Origin of the sequence: Blautia sp. CAG:257 (assembly GCF_000433815.1) — a bacterium.
Lineage (GTDB): Bacteria > Bacillota > Clostridia > Lachnospirales > Lachnospiraceae > Blautia_A > Blautia_A caecimuris.
Window position 1 is genome coordinate 44855 of the sequence record NZ_HF998990.1, and the last position, 20420, is coordinate 65274.

At 43.2% G+C, this 20420-nt stretch carries 15 protein-coding genes; 11 read left to right on the forward strand and 4 right to left on the reverse strand.

All coding sequences use genetic code 11. The features are described 5' to 3' along the window. Nucleotides 1–4: 4 nt before the first annotated feature. Nucleotides 5–874, reverse strand: a complete 870-nt coding sequence (locus QVP40_RS01515; protein WP_022066750.1) for a homocysteine S-methyltransferase family protein — start codon at nt 872–874, stop codon at nt 5–7. A 238-nt stretch (nt 875–1112) separates the two neighbouring features. Between QVP40_RS01515 and QVP40_RS01520 the strand changes: the two genes are divergently transcribed. The 4 genes from QVP40_RS01520 (at nt 1113) to QVP40_RS01535 (ending at nt 5737) form a co-directional block, all read left to right on the forward strand. Then, the gene (locus tag QVP40_RS01520; protein ID WP_022066751.1) at nt 1113–1853 is read left to right on the forward strand and encodes a DUF3825 domain-containing protein; all 741 of its coding nucleotides are present in this window, start codon (nt 1113–1115) and stop codon (nt 1851–1853) included. Nucleotides 1854–1984: 131 nt separating this feature from the next. Next, nucleotides 1985–3058 carry an ABC transporter ATP-binding protein gene (locus QVP40_RS01525; RefSeq protein ID WP_022066752.1) on the forward strand — a complete coding sequence of 358 codons (1074 nt, stop codon included), beginning with the start codon at nt 1985–1987 and terminating at the stop codon, nt 3056–3058. Beyond that, nucleotides 3048–3863: an ABC transporter permease gene (locus tag QVP40_RS01530; RefSeq protein ID WP_022066753.1), complete on the forward strand. Its 816-nt coding sequence runs from the start codon at nt 3048–3050 to the stop codon at nt 3861–3863. The genes QVP40_RS01525 and QVP40_RS01530 overlap by 11 nt, the downstream gene beginning before the upstream one ends. Next, a complete protein-coding gene (locus QVP40_RS01535; protein WP_022066754.1) occupies nt 3860–5737 on the forward strand; it encodes an extracellular solute-binding protein in 1878 nt (625 codons plus the stop codon). Before QVP40_RS01530 ends, QVP40_RS01535 begins: the two co-directional genes overlap by 4 nt. A gap of 128 nt (nt 5738–5865) precedes the next feature. Here QVP40_RS01535 and QVP40_RS01540 read toward each other — a convergent pair whose 3' ends face one another. Together QVP40_RS01540 and QVP40_RS01545 are read right to left on the reverse strand one after the other, a co-directional pair. Beyond that, the gene (locus QVP40_RS01540; protein ID WP_022066755.1) at nt 5866–6663 is read right to left on the reverse strand and encodes an ABC transporter permease; all 798 of its coding nucleotides are present in this window, start codon (nt 6661–6663) and stop codon (nt 5866–5868) included. Next, complete coding sequence (locus tag QVP40_RS01545; RefSeq protein WP_022066756.1) at nt 6656–7423, reverse strand: ABC transporter ATP-binding protein; 768 nt, start codon at nt 7421–7423, stop codon at nt 6656–6658. Before QVP40_RS01545 ends, QVP40_RS01540 begins: the two co-directional genes overlap by 8 nt. Before the next feature lie 285 nt (nt 7424–7708). On the opposite strand from QVP40_RS01545, the gene QVP40_RS01550 reads away from it, so the two are divergent. From QVP40_RS01550 to QVP40_RS01580, 7 genes are all read left to right on the forward strand, one after another. Continuing rightward, nucleotides 7709–8716, forward strand: a complete 1008-nt coding sequence (locus QVP40_RS01550; protein ID WP_022066757.1) for a LacI family DNA-binding transcriptional regulator — start codon at nt 7709–7711, stop codon at nt 8714–8716. 71 nt (nt 8717–8787) lie between these two features. Continuing rightward, complete coding sequence (locus tag QVP40_RS01555; protein ID WP_022066758.1) at nt 8788–9660, forward strand: carbohydrate ABC transporter permease; 873 nt, start codon at nt 8788–8790, stop codon at nt 9658–9660. An 18-nt stretch (nt 9661–9678) separates the two neighbouring features. Beyond that, complete coding sequence (locus QVP40_RS01560) at nt 9679–10494, forward strand: carbohydrate ABC transporter permease (RefSeq protein WP_022066759.1); 816 nt, start codon at nt 9679–9681, stop codon at nt 10492–10494. A 34-nt stretch (nt 10495–10528) separates the two neighbouring features. Continuing rightward, on the forward strand, nt 10529–11779 hold the full coding sequence (locus tag QVP40_RS01565) for an ABC transporter substrate-binding protein (protein WP_022066760.1): 1251 nt from the start codon (nt 10529–10531) through the stop codon (nt 11777–11779). Nucleotides 11780–11856: 77 nt separating this feature from the next. Next, complete coding sequence (locus QVP40_RS01570) at nt 11857–13716, forward strand: hypothetical protein (RefSeq protein WP_022066761.1); 1860 nt, start codon at nt 11857–11859, stop codon at nt 13714–13716. Further along, a complete protein-coding gene (locus QVP40_RS01575; protein WP_022066762.1) occupies nt 13706–16711 on the forward strand; it encodes a glycoside hydrolase family 31 protein in 3006 nt (1001 codons plus the stop codon). Before QVP40_RS01570 ends, QVP40_RS01575 begins: the two co-directional genes overlap by 11 nt. Before the next feature lie 4 nt (nt 16712–16715). Continuing rightward, nucleotides 16716–18320 carry a glycoside hydrolase family 13 protein gene (locus QVP40_RS01580; protein WP_022066763.1) on the forward strand — a complete coding sequence of 535 codons (1605 nt, stop codon included), beginning with the start codon at nt 16716–16718 and terminating at the stop codon, nt 18318–18320. A 130-nt stretch (nt 18321–18450) separates the two neighbouring features. Here the strand turns inward: QVP40_RS01580 and QVP40_RS01585 are convergent, their stop codons facing one another. Beyond that, entirely contained in the window at nt 18451–20133 is a 1683-nt protein-coding gene (locus QVP40_RS01585; RefSeq protein ID WP_022066764.1) for an ABC transporter ATP-binding protein, read from the reverse strand. Between the last annotated feature and the right edge of the window lie 287 nt (nt 20134–20420).

The following is a 20420-nucleotide window of genomic DNA, read 5'->3' on the forward strand; positions in this document are numbered from 1 at the left end:
AAAATTATCCCAGAAGTTTTTTCATTTCCCGTATGAAATCCGGAGTGGTTCCGCAGCAGCCTCCGATGATCCCTGCGCCGTTTTTCACAAGAACCTGCATATGTTTTGCAAAGTCCGCCGGGTTCATGCTGTATACCGCATTTCCCTGATCGTCAATAACAGGCATTCCGGCGTTGGGCTTGGCAATAACCGGAATGGAAACAGCCTCCCGGATATTCCGGATGACAGATACAAGCTGATCCGGTCCTACAGAACAGTTGATCCCAACAGCCGCGGCTCCTGCGCTCTCAAAGGCAACAGCGGCTTCTACGGCATTTCCGCCGCTGAAAATACTTCCGTCAGCTTCTACCGTAACCGTACACATAACGGGAAGATCGCAGACGGAATTGGCGGCATCCACAGCGGCCAGAGTTTCCTCAATATTGATCATGGTTTCTGCTGCGATCAGATCCACTCCTGCGTTTTTCAGAATCGTAATCTGTTCTTTATACATTTCAAAGGCATTTTCATAGGTATATTCGCCGTCAGCAGTAACAAACTGGCCGGAGGTGGTAATGTCTCCTGCCACAAAGGCTTTGTTTTCCGCAATTTCTCTGGAGTAGGAAACCAGAGTACTGTTGATCTCCTGAATTTTATTTTCCAGTCCGTGCTGCCTCAGGTTCAGCCGGTTTCCTCCGAAGGTGGGGGCATAAATGATCCGGCTTCCTGCTTCTATATAAGCTTTCTGAAGCTTCTGGATCACATCCTTGTGCTCGATCACCCAACGTTCTGTGCAGATGCCCCGGGGCATTCCCTGGGCCATAAGATTGGAACCGGTGGCTCCGTCAAGAAAAAGAAGGTTTTCTGTTAATTTCTGAAATTCCTGTTTTGTCATAATAGCTGCCTCCTCTGTAAGCTTTATTTTATAAGCAGCCTGTGTGCAAGCTCCGCATATCCTGCGAAAAGGTGCTTATGCCTCTGATAACAAAATCGTTATCAGTTTCAGGTGTTATTATAACATTTTCAGGAACAGATGACTACAAAAACATAGAAAAACGTTCTGTCCGGAAAAAATCAAAATACAATATAATAAAGCCTTTTTGCACAGAAAAATAAGGAGGCGGGAGAGTGCTATGAATTTATTTGATTTTACCTACTGCGGAAATTATAACCGGCACATTCAGAATCTTTCCAGAATGGTTCCCGAAAAGTGGAGCTTTGGCGAGAATGAGGACAGAGGAATCCTGAAAGGCTATCTGGAGCATACCTTCCAGAGGGTGTATGAAGAGGGAAAGGTACTGGAAGAAGACAGCTATGCGATTTTTAATACAGGACTTTTTAATTATTATTATCAGCCTGTGTACGCGTTTTTTGTGAAAAATCTGGTTCCGGACCGGCAGAAGTGGTTTCTGGAAGGATTTTACACAGAGTATTATTTATTAAAATCAGGAATCGTCAGTCTTCCGGAGAGGGCGGAATATGTAAAAAATCCTGCGGATCTTGTGTTTGATTCCCGTTTGGAGATCATCCCTCAGTATGAGCATATTTTTGGAGATGAGGAAAATATTCAGAGACTTCCGGAAAATGTCAGGACAAGCAGGATGAAGGTACAGCTTTTTGACGGAGCCCTGCGCCAGACCAGACATATGCTGGAGGCTGATTACCGCACAGCAGTGCCCCAGTATTACAATCACGGGATCCAGCTTCTGATCCCTGTCTGTCTGCAGAATCCGGGAAAGGCAGATCTGGCTCTTGCCTGTGTAAAAACCTCAGACGGAAAAAAATATCTGGGCAGGACATGCCTGACCATTAAAATGGCTTATCACAATGCAAGACTTCTTGCCAGGCTTGACAGCAGCTGGCTGCATCCGTAAGGGATAAAAGCGCTGAATTTCTGTTAATTTTAAAAATCGTATAAAAGTTATTGAAATCCCCCTGCTTTTGTGATATACAGGTAGAGTTGCCCTGTATAAAAACAGGGGGATTTTTTTAGGGAGGAATGGTCATGAGTAATAAACTGATTGATTTTATGAATATCTCAAAGGCGTATGGGATGCAGACCGTTCTGGATGATTTTAATCTTTACATAAGAGAAAATGAATTCCTGACACTTCTGGGACCCAGCGGCTGCGGAAAAACAACCACACTTCGTATTCTGGGAGGCTTTGAAACACCGGATGCCGGCCGTGTGATCTTTGACGGAAAGGATATTACGGATCTGCCGCCAAATAAAAGACAGCTGAACACGGTGTTTCAGAAATATGCGCTTTTTACCCATATGACGATTGCGGATAACATTGCTTTTGGACTGAAGATCAAAAATAAAAGTAAGCAGTATATTCACGATAAAATAAAATACGCATTAAAACTGGTAAATCTGGACGGCTTTGAAAACCGTATGCCGGATTCTTTAAGCGGCGGACAGCAGCAGAGGATCGCCATTGCCCGGGCAATCGTAAATGAGCCAAAAGTTCTTCTTCTGGACGAGCCTCTGGGAGCCCTTGATCTGAAGCTGCGCCAGGATATGCAGTATGAGCTGATCCGCCTGAAAAATGAGCTGGGCATTACCTTTTTGTATGTAACTCACGATCAGGAAGAGGCTCTTACCATGTCTGATACCATTGTAGTTATGAATCAGGGATATATCCAGCAGATCGGAACGCCGGAAAAAATATACAATGAACCGGAAAATGCTTTTGTTGCGGATTTCATCGGAGAGAGCAACATCATTCCTGCCACCATGGTGGAAGACCGTCTGGTTAAGATCCTGGGTGTGAATTTTGCCTGTGTGGACGAGGGATTCGGACAGAATAAGCCGGTTGATGTGGTGATCCGACCGGAGGATATTGATCTTCTCAAGCCCGGACAGGGAAGCATGGACGGAGTTGTGACACATCTGATCTTTAAGGGTGTTCATTACGAGATGGAAGTCATGGCAAATAATTATGAATGGCTGGTTCACAGCACCGATATGTTTCCTGTGGGAACAGAGGTCAGCATTCATGTAGATCCTTTTGATATCCAGATTATGAAAAAACCGGAATCTGAGGATGAGGAGGCGGTAAACATTGAAGAATAAACGTCTTCTGGCAGGACCGTATCTTTTCTGGTCTGTGTCCTTTGTTGTGATCCCTCTTCTGGTGATTGTTTATTATGCGTTTACTACAGATGAGGGAGGCTTTACCTTTGCCAATCTGGCGCAGATCACAACGCCGGAAAATCTGAAGGCTCTGGGGATTTCCGTGCTTTTATCCCTGATAAGCACTCTGGTGTGCCTGGTGCTGGCTTATCCTCTGGCAATGATATTAAGCCAGAAGCAGGTCAGCCAGACAAGCTTTATTGTATTGATTTTTATTCTGCCCATGTGGATGAATTTTCTTTTAAGGACAATGGCCTGGCAGACTCTTCTGGAAAAGAATGGTGTCATAAACAGTATTCTGAGCTTTTTTCATCTGCCGGCTCTGGAGATCATCAATACTCCTTATGCCATTGTTCTTGGAATGGTGTATAATTTCCTGCCTTTTATGGTGCTGCCCATTTACAATGTACTGATCAAAATTGATTCCAATGTGCTGAATGCAGCAAGAGATCTGGGGGCAAATCCGGTGCAGACCTTTGTAAAAGTAACCTTTCCTTTAAGTATTCCGGGGGTGATCAGCGGAATCACCATGGTGTTTGTGCCGGCGCTGACAACCTTTGTGATCTCTGACCTTCTCGGAGGAGGAAAGATCCTTCTTATCGGAAACGTGATCGAGCAGTCCTTTAAGCAGAACAGCAACTGGCATGTGGGAAGCGGACTTTCCCTGGTTCTGATGGTATTTATTATTGCCAGCATGGCTCTTGTGGCAAAATATGACAAAGGAGAAGGAGGTACGGTGTTTTGATAAAAAAATCTTTGCAGAAGCTGTATCTGGCTCTGATTTTTATAATACTTTATGCTCCTATTGTCACCTTGATGGTCCTGTCCTTTAATCAGTCAAAAACAAGGTCAAAATGGGGCGGATTCACCCTGAAATGGTATAAGGAACTGTTTCAGAATGAACAGATCATGAGTGCGTTTTATACTACGCTGATCATTGCCTTTCTTTCTGCGGCAGCGGCAACCGTTATAGGAACTGCGGCGGCCATTGCCATTCAGGGAATGAAAAACAGATGGCGCACCCTTTATATGGGAGTGACAAATATTCCCATGATGAATGCGGAAATTGTAATGGGCGTGTCCCTGATGCTGCTTTTTATTGCCTGTCGTATGACTTTGGGCTTTGGAACAATCCTGATCGCTCATATTACCTTTAATATTCCGTATGTGATCCTCAGTGTGGCGCCCAAGCTGAAACAGACAAACCGCCATGTATATGAGGCGGCTCTGGATCTGGGAGCATCACCTCTGAATGCTTTTTTTAAGGTTGTATTTCCGGATATTGTACCTGGGGTGCTTTCCGGATTTATGCTGGCATTTACCATGTCTCTGGATGATTTTGTAATTACACATTTTACAAAGGGGCCGGGAATCGATACCCTTTCTACGAAAATTTACACAGAGGTGAGAAAAGGAATCAAACCGGAAATTTATGCGCTGTCTACTATTATGTTTGTGACAGTCCTTGTGCTTCTGATCCTGATCAATTATTCTCCAAAGGAAAAAGAGGAGACCAGAAAGAAGCGAGTGAAAAAGCCGTCAAAGGTAAAGAAAGTACTGTTCCGCCGTGTGATCCCGGCAGTGATCTGCGCAGTTTTTGTGTTCGGCGGCTTTTATTACGCACAGGAAAGCAATATGATGAATTCCGAAAAAGTGGTTGTTTACAACTGGGGAGAATATCTTGATCCTGAGGTTCTTACCATGTTTGAGGAAGAGACGGGAATTGATGTCGTGTATGAGGAATTCGAGACAAACGAGATTCTTTATCCAAAGATCAGCTCCGGCGCCATTGCCTACGATGTGATCTGTCCAAGTGATTACATGATCCAGAGAATGATAGAAAACGATCTTCTTGCAGAAATCAATTTTGACAATATTCCAAATGTGAAGAATATTGGAAAGGATTATATGGAGCAGTCCAGACAGTTTGACCCGGAAAATAAATATTCTGTCCCATACTGCTGGGGAACCGTTGGTATTCTTTACAACAAAACCATGGTAGATGAACCTATAACAAGCTGGTCTGTTCTGTGGGATGAAAAATATAAGGACAATATCCTTATGCAGGATTCTGTGAGAGATGCCTTTGGGGTGACTCTGAAGTATCTGGGATATTCTCTGAATTCCACAGATCTGGATGAGCTGACTGAGGCAAGAGATCTTCTGATCAAACAGAAACCACTGGTGCAGGCTTATGTGATCGATCAGGTTCGCGATAAGATGATCGGAAACGAGGCTGCTATCGGAGTGATCTATTCCGGAGAGGCTATTTATACGCAGATGGAAAATCCTGATCTGGAATATGTGATCCCGGAAGAAGGAAGCAATATCTGGATCGATTCCTGGGTGATCCCCAAAAACGCCGACAATAAGGAGAATGCAGAGAAATTTATTAACTTCCTTTGCAGACCGGAGATTGCCCTGATGAATTTTGAGTATATTACATACTCAACACCGAATAGCGAAGCCCGGAAACTGATCGAGGATGAAGCGATCCGAAACAGCGAGATCGCTTTCCCGGATCTTTCCAAATATGATAACCTGGAAACCTTCCAGTATCTTGGAACTGAGGCAGACCAGACCTATGGGGAGCTGTGGAACCAGGTAAAATCACATTGATATAAGAAAACTTAAGAGATTTGCTCCGCTTTGCGCGCCAGATGCAGACTGCCACAGGCAGTCATATTCCAAATGTATCTGGCGGCGTTTTCGCGGAGCATTTTTTATTTGCGGGATCAGTTTTTTTGCTATCTTTGTTTCGTATATCGTTTCTCGATCAGATTCAGGATGCTGTAAAGCCCCATTGCAATGATACACAGCACAAGAATCGCCATCAGAACAGTAGTAAGCTTAAAGGTCTGGCTGGAATAAATAATCAGATAGCCAAGCCCCTGTCTGGCTCCGATAAATTCACCGATGATGACACCTACAAGACAAAGACCGATATTAACCTTCATGATGCTCAGGATCAAAGGCACGGAGGAGGGAAGGACAATTTTTGTCAGCTCATCCTTTTTGTTTCCTCCAAGGGTGGCAATCAGCTTTCGTTTATCAGGGTCTGCATCCTGAAAGCCTGTATAAAGATTGATCACTGATCCGAAAATCGCCACAGACATACCTGCAACGATGATAGTTCTTACATTTGCGCCAAGCCATACGATCAGAAGGGGCGCAAGGGCGGATTTCGGCAGGCTGTTCAGTACCACAAGATAGGGCTCCAGAATTTTTGCAAGCTTTGGAAACATCCACAGAAGCACTGCAGTTCCGATTCCAAGGATCACTACAAAAAAGAAGCTTAACAGCGTCTCAGTAAGAGTGATTCCGATATGAGTAAAAAGAGACTGGTTTCTGCACATGTCAAGGAAATTTAACCCTATGGCAGAAGGACTGCTGAAAATAAAAGAGTCGATCCAGCCGATACGGGCAGAGACTTCCCACAGAGCCAGAAAGCCTGCGAAGAGAACCAGTCTGGAAATATTGACAAAATATTTTTCCCGTTTCAGCCGGGACAGATATTTTGTCTGGGCAGAGGAAAGGTCAGGCATATTGGTTCAGCTCCTTCCAGATCAGATTAAAATAAGACTTGAAATCCGGCGCATTTCGCGAGGAAAGAGGCGTGCGGTTTTCTATATCAAGATGAATGGAAACAATTTTTGCCACAGATGCAGGGCGCTTTGTCAGAATGATCACCCGGTCTGCCATACTGATCGCCTCTGAAATGTCATGAGTTACCAATATGGCGGGCTTGTTTTCTTTTTTCAGGATTTTGCCGATATCATCGCTGACATTCAGTCGTGTCTGGTAATCCAGGGCAGAAAACGGCTCGTCAAGAAGCAGAAGCTCCGGTTTCAGCGCAAGGGTGCGTATCAGGGCTGCCCTCTGGCGCATTCCGCCGGATAACTGAGAGGGACGGGCAGAACGGAATTTGTCCAAACCGTAGGTGTGAAGCATTTTTTCAATATAGGACAGCTTCTCAGGGGTAAGCTCCCGGCGTACTTCCAGTCCCAGGAGTACATTTTTGTAAATGGTCCGCCATTCCAGAAGGTGATCCTTCTGAAGCATGTAGCCCATACGGGGATCACCGCGGGAAACCGATGTGCCGTTCATAAGAACAGAACCCTGCTCAGGAGCCAGAAGCCCGCAGATCACATTGAGCAGAGTGGATTTTCCGCAGCCGGAAGGCCCTACAACAGCGAGAAATTCTCCCGGAATCAGATCAAAGGATATATGAGAAAGGGCGGCAGTTTCCCCGGAAGGCGTATGGTAGGAAAGAGAAACATCTCTTACTTCCAGAAGTGGTTTCATGAAATTACCTCCATATCTATAACTGCAGCAGTTCAGATGAAATCTGAAAATGCTATATGTTATGATATGCGTACCGGGAATCTTGTGTTATGACAAAAAATGAGGACATTATTTAGTTGGGGGAATAAGTACAGATTTAAGTGATTTTATACAAGTTTACCAAGATGATTTTATTTAATATTCACAAATTACAGAAATTATACAAAAACCTGTTGCCTTTTATCAGGCAAAGTGTTATTATCAGTTTAACAGTTAACCGGTTAACTTAAAGAGAAGGAGGAAAATGTGAGAAGGGTAACAATCAATGATATTGCCAGAGAATGCCAGACTTCAAAAGCGACGGTATCCTATGTGATCAATGGACGGTATAACAAGGTTTCTCAGGAAATGGTTGAAAAGGTAGAAAAAGCGGTAAAAGATCTGGGTTATGTTCCAAGTCTCAGTGCGAAATCTCTTGCAGGAAGAGAATCAAACCTGATTGGTGTGATCATTCCGCAGATGGATGTTGGTGAAAAGCTGGTATTTGATAATCCTTTTTACAGCGAATTCTTGTCCGGATTGGAGTATTATCTGCGAAAAGCAGGATGCGGAGTTGTCTTAAGCGTGATTAATAAGCACAATGGATTTGAAGAGATGATCAAAAAATGGAACTTGGACGGTGCCGTGGTCTTTGGGATTGATAACGACAAGATGCTGGATTCTCTTGGTAAATACAGATTTCCGGTTTTATTGATAGACTCCTATATTACAAAAACCGGATATCACAGAATGAACATCCGTGATGAAGAAGCCTGCTATGAGGCGACGAAATTTCTACTTCATGGGGAACAGGAGCCTATTGCACTGGTTACAGGTCAGTATGAGAAGAGCAGGCTTTTGCAGCAGCGTGTAAACGGTTATAAGAGGGCTCTCTGTGAAGCCGGCTGTGAAGTGGATCTGTCTCTGATCTATCAGGGGGATATCACTCACGAATATGGAATGGAAGCTGCAGAAAAAATCCTGAAACGACAGGGTGTGAACAAAATCCTGGCAACAGCGGATATTTTGGCTTATGGTATACTGAACCAGCTTCAGAACCATGGCAGGAAGATTCCGGAAGAATATGAGGTAATGGGATTTGACGATACCTATCAGTCAAGAAATATGTATCCCCGTGTCACCACCGTGGGACAGAACATCCTGAAGAGAGGCGAAAAAGCAGGAGAACTGATTCTGAAAATTATTGGTGGTCAGCAGGTGGAAAAAGAAAACTATATGGATTTTCAGATCATAGAGAGGGATACTACCAGATGAAAATAAAATAAAAAACAAAGAAACAATATTTTTTTAACGGTCAGTTAACCGTTTAACTAACGGAGGATGTTATGTATAAGTCAAAGAAAAAAATAATTTTTACATTTTTGTTTCCTAGTTTATTAGGCCTTGTGGTATTCAAGGTGGGAGCGATGCTGTATTCTCTCTATATCAGTTTTACAGAATGGAATTTATTTGGCGCACCGGAATTTGTAGGCCTGAAAAATTATATCACAATTTTTCGGGATCCCAGATTTTATGAATCCTTAAAGAACACCCTTCTTTTTATAGCAGGGTATCTGCCTGTGGTGCTGGTGCTTTCCATGGGGATTGCGCTTTTGCTGAATTCAAAGGTAAAACGTGTAAATATTTTCAGAGGTCTGTTCTTTCTTCCGGTAATTACTTCCTGGGTTGCGGTATCTATGATCTGGAAAGGACTGTTAAATCCGGAATTTGGAATTATTAATTCAATTATAGAATTTTTTGGAGGAACAGGACCGGCATGGCTCCAGAATCCTGCGTTTGTTCTTCCCTCCGTTATTATGGTAAGTGTGTGGAAAGACGTGGGATTCCTTTCCATCATCTTTCTTGGGGGACTTCAGGGAATTTCGTCAGAGTATTATGAGGCGGCGCAGATCGACAGTGCTAGTAAATGGCAGCAGTTCAGAAAAATTACGTTGCTTTTGTTATCTCCAACAACTTTTTATGCTCTGATCATTACGATTATTAACTCTTTCCAGGTATTTGATCAGATCTGGATCATGACAGCAGGAGAACCTACAGCGGATCTTGTTCCGGTCATGGTGACCGAGATTTATAAAAACAGTTTCCAGTATCAGAAAATGGGATACGCCACTGCATTATCCTGGATTCTGTTTGCAATCATTATCGGTGTGACAATTTTCCAGAACGTGATGCAGAAAAAATGGGTGCATTACGAATAAGGAGAGGAGGAAAGAATCATGACAAGAAACAAAAAAATAATTGTATATATTTTGCTGGCGCTGGGTGCTTTTATTATGATCGTGCCATTTGGATGGATGCTGATCGTTGCATTTACAAAGCCGGATATCACTTATCAGATGACATTGGAGAACATTATAAGTTCCCTGTCGCTGAATAATTTCAGAACTTTATTTTCAGAATATAACATGCCAAGATATGTGCTGAACAGTGTGATTGTTTCTGTAATCTCAACAGCAGGGCAGATTCTTCTTTGTGCCATGTCCGGATTTGTGTTTGCAAGAATTGATTTTAAGCATAAAGAGAAGATTTTTATTCTGTATCTTGCAACCATGATGATCCCGGTACAGGCTACCGTAATTCCTCAGTATATACTGATCAACAAAATGGGATTGATCAATACTTATGTAGGTTTGTTCCTTCCGGGGATTTTCAATGCATTTGGAACTTTCCTGATGCGCCAGTATTTTATGGGAATCCCCAAAGCGCTGGAGGAAGCCGCCTGTCTGGACGGAGCAGGATATGTCCGCATTTTCTTCCAGATTATGCTGCCTCTTGCAAAAACAGGTATCGCTGTTCTGGCAGTGACCAGTTTTATGGGCGCCTGGAACGATTTCCTGTGGCCTCTGCTTGTAGCGTCTGACGAGGCGCATACAACACTGCCGCTGTTTTTATCACAGTTGCAGGGCCGCTGGTATGTGGACTGGAGTGTTCTGATGGGAGCAACTCTGATCAGTGTTCTCCCTATTCTTGCAGTATATTTATTTGCCCAGAAATATTTTATTGAAGGGGTACAGAATACAGGTATCAAATAGAAAGAAAAAGTTTAATGAAAGAGAGGAAAAAATCATGAACAAAAAAACAGCAGCAATGGTTCTCTGTACGGTTATGGCAGCAGGTGTCCTGACAGGATGCGGCGGCGCAGAAGAGAAAAAAGACGGAAAAACAACTATTAAGTATGCAACGTATTCAGCGGGCCCGGATCATCTGGAGGATCTGGATAAAATGGTGGCAGAATTTGAAAAACAGAATCCGGACATCAAGGTAGAAACAGAAGTGATCGGATACGACGATTATTTTACCAAACTGCAGACCCAGGCTTCTTCCAAAACTTTGCCGGACGTATTTGAGATGAACTATGAAAACTTTAATACCTATGCAGGCAATGGCGTGCTTCTGGATCTTACAGAACTGGCAGAAAAGGACGAGGAGTTTTCTGAGGATATGCTTTCCGGAAATTCTTATGAATATTTCCAGAAAGACGGAAAATTATACGGACTTACCGAGAAAATATCAGATGTGGTAATGTATTATAACAAAGATCTGTTTGATGAAGCAGGCCTCGATTATCCAACAGAAGACTGGACCTGGAAGGAAGAACTGGAAGCAGCCCAGACACTTACAAAGGAAGGCGTCTATGGAACGTATGCACCGGTAACTTATAATGAATTATATAAAACCGTAGTTCAGAACAGCGGCGCTCTTTTTGATGAAAACGGAACTCCGACTCTTGATTCAGAGGAAAATATAGAAGCTTTCCAGTGGATGCTTGATAAAATGCTGGAATATAATGTACAGCCTACTCCGGAGCAGATGAGCGGAAAATCACCTGAGGATATGTTTAAAAACGGTGAGGTCGCAATGATCCGTACCGGAAGCTGGATGGTAACTACCTTTGCAGATACACCGTTTGAATGGGACATTGTACAGGAACCTGGAAATACACAGAAAGCGCACCATGTTTTTGCTGATGCAGTAGTTGGAAGCGCAGCTGCAAAAAATAAAGAAGCTGTATGGAAATTCATAAAATTCATGTCCACAGACAGCACAGCGGCAAAGATCCGTCTGGATTCCAGCTGGGATCTTCCGGCAGTAAATGATGAAAGTGTACAGGAAAAATACACAAGTCAGGAAAAACCGGAAAGCAGAGAGGTAATCTTTGATGTAATGGAAACAGGAATCATGCCTCCTGTCGTAGATCATTACTCAGAAGTACAGAATGCGATCAATGAGGAACTGAACCGCGCGATCATTGGGGAGCAGAGCGGAGAAGAAGCCTTACAGGCAGCCCAGAAAAAAGTGACAGATATTTTAAAATAAGTTAGAACCAGAGCCGCAAACTACATTGTAAAATATAATTTGCGGCTCTTTAAAAAAGGAACAGGTGGAAACAGAACATGCAGACAGGAAAATATACCGGAATTGGACTCATTGGAAATGAAAATATTGCTGCAATTTATGCAGTGAATAATGGAATCGTTGATATTAACGGGACTGGGATTTACCATTTGTTTTATAAAACTTATGCCCATGATCTTATACAGTCGGCAGTGTCGCTGATCAGAGTAAAAGATACGATTTATTATGGAAATAAGGTCTGGAAAAAATATACCCATCCGACACACATAAAGCCAGTAAAGACGTATGTGGAAGATACCTACAGGTACTGCGATGAATTTCTTCTGGAAGAACATGGGTTAAAAAGAAAAGATGTGGTCTATTCTTATGGAGAACACTGCCTGAGCTTTGAGATGGAACTGGAAAACGTTTCAGAGGAAGAACTGGAGATTGGGTGCTACGGCTACTGTGCAGTGCGTAACGATATGGAGATTGAAACGGAAAAAATGCACAATGGTACCCTTGGAATCCATACCGGCGATGCATATATGGTTATGAAAACACCATGGGCAGAAGAAATCTATGCAGTGGAAGACTCTCCGACAGACTTTGCCTACCAGGTTTTTCTGGATATACTGGAAAAAAGAGAGAACAGTCAAAGAACAAAGACAAGCTGCAGGCTTGGTTATGTGCAGGGAAGGACAAAGACACTGAAGCCGGGGGACAAGCTGCATATGTGCTGGTCTCTGATATTCGGAGACAGCTATGAAGAACTGGAAAAAGAACTTGGTTTTTCTGGGGAGGAAGCTTTTGAAGCTGAAGAGTACTGGAAAAACTGGCTGGCAGAAGGGGAAAAGTTAGAAGAACCGGACTTTCAGGAACAGGCACTGGTGAACCTGACTGCGCTTAAAGCAGTATGTGTGGGGGGATATATACCCGCAGATCTTACCGGACACTATTTCTGCAACAAAATGCCCTGCTATTATGCCCGGGATTCCATTATGGTAGCAAGAGCTTTCCTGCTTTCCGGGCATCTCAGAGAATGCAGGGATATCATTGCCTACCTGATCGGAAGAAAACGAAAAGAAAACGGAGAGTTTTTCCAGCGATATGACGGATACGGTGAGCCAAATGAGGGAGCAAATAACAGTGTGTTTCATCAGATTGATTCCATTGGTTATTTCTGCAGAATCGTTTATGAATATTATAAAAAGACCGGAGAACTTCTGGCGGACGAGACGCTTCTGATGGAAGTGACTGACGTAATAGACGGAGCGGAAAAAAAACATGGGATGGTGGGGCCGGAAGGCGGAGTGAATGAAGGTGTATTCGGCCCGGCCTTTATCACCTCTTCCAATATGTTTATTTATGGAGGCATCCTGGCAGCAAAACAGATCTTTGCGATTCTGGGAAATAAGGAATATGCGGAAAAATGCCGGAAGATCTGTGATCGGCTTTATGAGGGGATTCAGTCTGCCTATAATGAGGAACTGGGAAGATTTGACTATGGCTATGTGACCTATCATGACCATACAGTACGCAAATATGATACACCTCAGTATTTTGGACCTTTGTACGGATATCCCAACGATGAAAAAATGCAGAATACTCACATTTATCTGAGACAATACGCTTCTTTCTTTGAGGACGGGATCGGTTACTCGGAGCAGGAATATCATCATGGACCGTGGCTTTTTAACACACTGGCCTGTGCGGAATACTGCAAACGGGCAGAAAACAGAGAAGAATACATTAGAAAGATGAAGTGGGCATCTGAACACAGCAACGCATACGGGCTTTTGCCGGAAGCGGTAGATGCAAATGATGAAGGTGTATGTGTGATCAATCCGTTAAGCTGGGCTTGTGGAGAATTTGCTGCAGCTTATTTCAGTAAAGGAGGTTTTGTTCATGAGAAATAAAAAATGGAAACTGGAATTATTAAACATGCTGAAATCCTGTATACAGGAAAAAGTACAGGATTTAAAAGAACCGTTAGAGCAATTTCTGGAAGAAAAAAATACAGATTTTCATGACCAGTGTCTGATTTTATTTCTTGTGGGAGAATATACAAGGATTTCCGGGGACCACTTTTTTTATAAGGAAAAGCTGCAGAGGATTGCGAAGCTTCAGGATCACATAGAAGAGGCAGCATATCAGCCATGTGCGCGGATTTCAGGAGAGAAAGATGGATTTTTTGCAGAAAATTTCGGAATGGCTTACGGCGCTCTTTATAACAGTAATCTGTTTGGAAAGAGAGAAAAAACGGCAGAGGCAATTCATCAGATGAAAAATTATGCCTATGATCATTATACCTGTGCAGGAAGGCTTGCGGATGAAAAACACGGAGATCTGGCAACGCCGCAGCTGCTCTGGGTCTGTGTTCCCTTTGGACTTTTTACTCCGGAAGACCTGGTGATTGTGGCAGCAGTCCAGTCTATGAAGGAAACAACAGACCCTGCAGATTTAGGAATGCTGGGATGGTATTATGCAGAAAAGGCAGACTACAGGAAAGCAAGAAAATATCTGGGAATGCTGAAAGAGGCCGAAGGGAAAGATGAGATCTCTGAAGTCATAGAGGAGATTATAGAGGCAAAGCTTAAGATTGCAGGTATGCTCAGCGAAGAACCTTTAATTCATGTGCCGACTGGTAATTTTAACCGATATGAACATCAGAATTACGAGCGTGATCCATGGTTTCCAAAAGCAGGAGAAAAGGTTGCTTTAAACGTTGCCGCCTGGCCGGTAAAGTATCCGGAAGAGATTTTTGTTTACTGGAAAACAGACAAAGGCAGATCCGGAAGCGAACAGGGAATTTATCAGCCGGAATATGAAAATTACCGATTTGAGGTGGGAAGCTTTAAAGGAGGGGAACAGGTAACTTATTATTTCCAGGCAGGAACCTGTACCTCTGAGGAATATCAGTTTACCGTACAGAAAAAAGACAGTATCCGTTTATTTGGAGAAAAAAGAGAAAATGAAAATGGTTTTGAACTGGAACTGTGTTCCGAAGAGGATAATATATACCTCCTGAAAAAAACAGTTGTCAATGGGGTTTCTATGTTTCAGATCCTGCCGGGTCCCTGTGAAAAAGCTGTAGGGGAAACAGAATGGAAACCGTTGGAAGAGCTGGAGGAAACCGGGCTTTCCGAAATCCGGGAGATTTATTTCTGGAAAGAAAAGGACAGGATCTTTTCCACAGGTATCTGTACAGAAGCAGAAAAAGGAGAAGGCTTCTATGGCTTTGGAGAGCGTTATAACCATATCAATCAGAGAGGAAATCTGGTAGATGTGTATGTGTATAACCAGTATAAAGATCAGGGGATCCGCACATACATGCCCATGCCGTATTTCTTAAGCTCAGAAGGCTACGGCATTTTTCTTCCTACAGATCATTACACAGAGTTTGACCTGTGCAGTACAGAAGAGGACAGCTGGAAGATGGAAGCAGAGACAGAAGGAATCTGCTGGTACCGATTCAATGGAACACCTAAGGAAATGATCGGACAGTTTACGGGTATTACAGGAAGACCAGCAATGCTTCCGGAATGGGCTTTCGGTCCCTGGATGTCCAGCAACAACTGGGACAGTGAGGCTGAAGTACGCAGACAGGTAGAGCTGACAAAGAAATACGATATTCCGGCAACTGTGCTTGTGATCGAGGCATGGAGCGATGAGGCCACCTATTATATCTTTAATGATGCGGTGTATGAGGAAAACAGCGGAAAAGACGGATTTTCCTACAGTGATTTCCAGTTCCCGGAATGGGGAAAATGGCCGGATCCGAAGGGAATGGTGAAATACCTTCATGAGAATGGTTTGAAATGTATTTTGTGGCAGATTCCGATCATTAAATATATCAATTCGCTTCATCACATTCAGAAAGACAGAGATGAGGGTTATGCACTGGAACATGGCTACTGCGCTAAAAAGAAAGACGGAACTCCCTACCGTATGCCGGAGGGATGGTTTACCGACAGTCTTCTGATGGACTACACCAGTTCGGAAGCAGCATCCTGGTGGATGGACAAGAGAAAATATCTGGTGGACGAGGTACAGATTGACGGCTTTAAGACAGATGGTGGAGAGTTTGTCTTTGGGGATGAGGTACAGTTTGCAGACGGAAGGACCGGAAAAGAGATGCGGAACGAGTATCCCAATCTTTATATCAGGGAGCATTATCAGTATATTCACGAAAAACGGAATGGAATTGTTTTCAGCAGGGCTGGATTTACCGGGGCTTCCCGGATGCCTGCTCACTGGGCCGGAGATGAAAAATCAACCTTCTCTGCCTTTAAGAGAAATCTGTGTGCAGGTCTGAATGCCGGAATTTCCGGAGTACCTTTCTGGGGATGGGATCTGGCAGGCTTCAGTGGTGAGATTCCAAGTGCGGAACTGTTTGCCCGGTCTGCAGCAATGGCGGCATTTTGCCCGATCATGCAGTATCATGCAGAGAGTAAGGCGGAATTTAACCAGGATCGTACGCCCTGGAATATCGCAGAGAGGAGAAATGCTCCCTGGGTATTGGATGTTTACCGTTATTACGCGAAGCTTCGTATGGCACTGCTTCCTTATATCATGGAAGAGGCAGAAAAATCTGTGAAAACAGGTGTGCCGCTGATGCGTGCTCTGTGGTTGGAATATCCGGAGGATAAAAAAGCAGGGACTATTTATGACGAGTACCTGTTCGGAGATGATCTTCTGGTAGCGCCTGTGGTAGAAGAGGGTAAAACAGAGAGGGAAGTCTATATTCCAAGGGGTTCCTGGAAGCATCTGTTCACAGGCGAGGAATTTGAAGGCGCACGGACTGTAACCCTGAAAGCAGAAATAAATGAGATCATCGTGCTTCAGAAAAAAGAAGCCCGGTGGGAAATGACAAGAGACGAAAATGGTGAATTTCAGCTGACGAGGAGATAAGATTATGGAATGGTGGAAAAAAGCAGTTGTATACCAGATCTATCCTATGAGTTTTAAGGACAGCAATGGAGACGGAATGGGGGATCTTGGCGGCGTTTTGGAAAAGGTAGATTATCTGAAGGAACTGGGAGTAGACATTGTCTGGATGACCCCCATCTATGAGTCTCCTATGGATGACAATGGCTACGATATCAGCAATTATTATAAGATTAATCCGCTGTTTGGCACTATGGAGCAGTTTGACCAGCTTCTGGATGCTCTTCATGAAAGAGGAATCCGTCTGATTATGGATCTGGTAGTGAATCATACCAGTGACGAGCATGAATGGTTCCGTCAGGCCCGAAAAGACAAAAACAGTAAATACCACGATTATTATATCTGGAAGGAACGTCCAATCACAGACCAGCAGTCTTTCTTCAGCGGTTCTGTATGGGAATATAATGAGGAAACAGAGGAATATTATTACCACCTGTTCAGCAGAAGACAGCCGGATCTGAACTGGGATAATCCAGAGGTCAGGAAAGAGGTTTACAGGCTGATCAACTGGTGGCTGGATAAGGGAATCGACGGATTCCGTATGGATGTGATTGACCTGATCGGAAAGATACCGGAAGAAAGCATCATGTACGGTGAAAAATCCCATAAATACCTGCAGGAAATGTACAGAGAATGCTTTGAAGGAAGAGAAGCATTTACGGTAGGAGAAACATCTTTTGCAACTCCGGTCAGTGCTCCTTTGTATTCCGATAAGGAAAGAAAAGAGCTGACAATGGTATTTGGATTTGAACATTTGGGCCTGGAGGAAGTAAAGGGTAACGGCAAGTGGGATCTGAAGCCGTTGGATGTCAATGAACTGAAACAGGTATTTCTTGTATGGCAGAAAGCTCTTCATGAAAAAGGATGGAACAGCTTGTTCTGGTCTAATCATGACCAGCCCAGAATTGTTTCCCGTATGGGCAATGACACGGTTTACCGGAAGGAAAGTGCAAAAATGCTGGGAATGATCCTTCATGGAATGCAGGGAACGCCTTATATTTATCAGGGCGAGGAAATCGGAATGACCAATGTAAAGTTCGCTTTGGAGGAATATAAAGATGTAGAAACCATCAATATGGTGAAGGAAAAGCAGGAAGCAGGCTGGTCCATGGAAAAGATTATGAAAGGCATTTATGCAAAAGGCAGAGACAATGCCAGAACACCGATTCAGTGGAATGAAGGAGACAATGCCGGATTTTCGGATCATGAGCCGTGGATTGGAGTAAATCCCAACTATAAAGAAATCAACGTGGAAGAAGCGCTGAAGGACGAGAATTCTGTGTTTCATTTTTATCAGAAACTGATTCGTCTGAGAAAAGAGTATGAGATTATCAGCACCGGGGATTTTGAGCTTTTCTTTGAAGAGGACAGGAGATTTTTTGCATATAAGAGACAGGCAGAAGACCGAACCTTAGTGGTACTTGCCAATTTTACCGGAGATAGTGTTGCCTGTGACTGTACGGAAGAAATTACTTTTAAAGAGGGCAGAGTTCTTCTTTCCAATTATGACAGAGATTCTGTGGAAGAAATCATGCAGCTCAGACCCTATGAAGCAATCATGTATTATATGTGATATATAAATAAATGCTGTCTGCATGTTTTTCATGGGGACAGCATTTATTTCACATAATCTACCTGCTTTGCGGTGAGGGCAATTCTGTTATACACAATAGATGAAAGAACAAAAAGTCAGCAGCACAATCTTATTTTAATTTTCCATAATACATATCGCTGAAAATACCCTCCTGGTTTATCAGGGTATCATATTTGCCGGACTGTACCACCTGTCCATGATCCATAACAATGATGTTGTCGCAGTTTTTCAGGGTGGTAAGTCTGTGGGCAATGGATAGGATGGTCATGTTGTTTTCTTTTTTCAGCTGCTCGATTTCGTTTTGTATAAAACGTTCAGAGGTGTTGTCCAGAGCTGAGGTTGCTTCATCCAAAATCAGGATTTTCGGTTTCCTTAAAAAAATACGGGCAATGGCGATCCGTTGTTTCTGGCCGCCGGAAAGATTGCCTCCGCCTTCGCTGATCACGGTGTTTATACCCTCTGGCAGACTGTTGACAAAATCGTATAGATTTGCCTTGCGAAGGGCCTCTTCCACTTCTTTATCAGAGGGTTGCTGTTCCAGTCCATAGCAGATATTTTCCAGTATAGTTCCGGCAATCAAAAATGGATTCTGGGGAACCAGAGCAATGATCTGAGACAGCTGTTTTCTTGACAGAGTGCCAATGTCTGTATTGTTGATAAAAACAGAGCCGCTGCAGTTTTCCAGCTTGCAGATTGCTTTTATCAGCGAGGATTTTCCGCAGCCGCTGGGGCCGGCAATTCCCCAGAAGGAGCCTTTTTCGATACACAGATCCATATTTTTTATAATATTTTTCTCATCATGATGATAGGAAAAATTCAGGTTATGGATATCTATCATATAGGGGCTGTCCTTTTTGGGAGAAGATACCTCTGAAATTTCAGTATAGGAAAAATCATGAGGAATATCTGCCATTTTGAAAAAGTCTTCTGCCAGAATCAGACTTTCGGAAAGTTCGTCCAGAATCCTGTGAAGCTCTTCCAGAGGTTTGATAAGCTGCGAAAAACAAAGATAGGAGGTCAGAACAGCTCCCACACTGATTTTTCCCTGTGCTGCCAGCCAGGCGGAAGTACCGATCATCAGAACAGTAAAAAACACTTCGTTGATAAATTTGAGACAGTCATATTTTGCCATTTGTAAATGGTGCCTCATTTCTTTGCTTCTTAAATATTCTGATTTATCCGTAAATCTTTTTTCCTCCAGGGTATTGCTGTCTGTGATTCGAATCACTTCTATGCCGTTCAAAAGTTCAACAATGGCTCCGTCCATTTGGGCTTTTGATTCCAGAAGTTCTACACGGATTCCTTTTTGTGTATGAATTTGCCGGAAAACAATTGCAATTCCAATGGGGACAACAAGGAGCATCAGAACGGCAAGCTTCACCGGAAGGGTGGTGAAGATCACAACAATAGCTGCGATACTGTTAAAGATGGCTGGAGCGAAGTCCATAAAAATAAGCTTTTCCAGTTTGACAGTACCCTCCAGACAGCGGTTTAATCTTCCATGGATATTTCCTGTCATATGCTCCTTAAAGTATGCCAGAGGAGCTTTCAGCAGGGAAGAGATCACAAGTCCCCGCGCTTTTTTCTCAGTTTTTGTTGCAATATCTTCCACAAGGATTCTTCTTATAATTTTTATGATCTCATTGGCAACATTGACGATCAGAATAAAAAACGGGATGGGTAAAATTGCGGAAAAATGAATTTGAGCCTGGGAAAGGATATCATCTGTCAGCCAGCCGATTGCTTTAGGTGTGATCTGCGTTAAGACAGAGGACAGGATCATAATCAGCATAATAAACAAAAAAGTTATTTTTTGCTTCCAGTCCAGCAGGCAGTGTACATTTTTTTAAATCTGTTTTGGATTCATATGGGAATCACCTCTGTTTCTGTATATTTTTTGTATCAGGTATGAGCCAATTATACTTGCCGCGAAGCAAAAAGTCGAGAAAGTTTTGCATATCTGTGTAAATCCTAAAATTTCATTTCAGTTGTCTGGATACAGCTGACTTGAAATTTTAAAGCTGTCTGGATACAGCAGTTGTTTCTTGAGTTTCCGCAAAATGTAATTTAAACATAAAT